The organism is Arthrobacter sp. MDT2-34-1, assembly GCF_059091365.1.
Map to the genome: position 1 here is coordinate 1 of NZ_JBNHGO010000065.1, position 827 is coordinate 827.

1 protein-coding gene is annotated in these 827 nt (G+C 62.3%); it reads left to right on the top strand.

Features of this window, described 5'->3' with window-relative positions; all coding sequences use genetic code 11:
• Nucleotides 1-8 precede the first annotated feature (8 nt).
• A partial coding sequence (locus tag AC5RVV_RS17625) for a carbohydrate ABC transporter permease (RefSeq protein WP_494002648.1) occupies nucleotides 9-827 on the top strand: 819 nt, incomplete at its 3' end.

Genomic DNA, 827 nt, shown 5'->3' on the forward strand with positions numbered 1-827 from the left:
ATAGGACAATGTCGAATAAAAGCCCAGGCGCGGTGGCCGCCGGGATGGCCGGCAAGGGGCTGCTGGCCGCTGCCGTGGTGCTGGCGCTGGCCCCGATCCTCTACTTGGTGTCGCTGTCGCTCAAGCGCGGATCCGATGTCTTCAACGGTTCCTGGATCCCCTCGGAGATCTACTGGGAGAACTGGCCCGAAGCGATCGATTCCCTGTCCCGCAACCTGTTCCACTATGTCGGAAATTCCTGGATTGTGGCGCTGGGGGCCGCCGCGATTTCCATCGCGATTGCCGCGCCGACCGCCTATTACACGGCACGTCACCAGGCGTCGGGGCCGCGTCTGCTCTCGATCCTGCTCGCCTCGTACTGTGTCCCGCCGGTCGTTGCGCTTATTCCGATGTTCCTGCTGTGGAAGCAGGTGGGCCTGATCAATACGGTCGCAGGATTGACCATTATCACCGGCCTGATGAACGTTCCCGTCGCAGCCTGGATGCTGGACGGTTTCGTCCGCAAGGTTCCGTGGGAGATCGAGGAAGCCGCGTGGATGGACGGGGCATCCCGGGTCCGCACATTCTTCACGGTGATCGTTCCGCTTATCCGTTCCGGGCTGGCCGCCGCGTTCCTCATTTCCCTGTTCCTGGCTTTCGCGGAATTCCTCTTCGCGGTCTCGTTTTCGCAGACCGACGCATCGCAGACCCTGTCCGTGGCACTGTCGATTTTCCAGTCCTCCGGCAAGGAGATCAACTACGGAAAGCTGGCCGTCGCCGCGCTCATCGGCGTTATTCCCATGTACGTACTGGCCCTGGCCGCGCAGAAGCAGCTGGTCGAAGGAGCC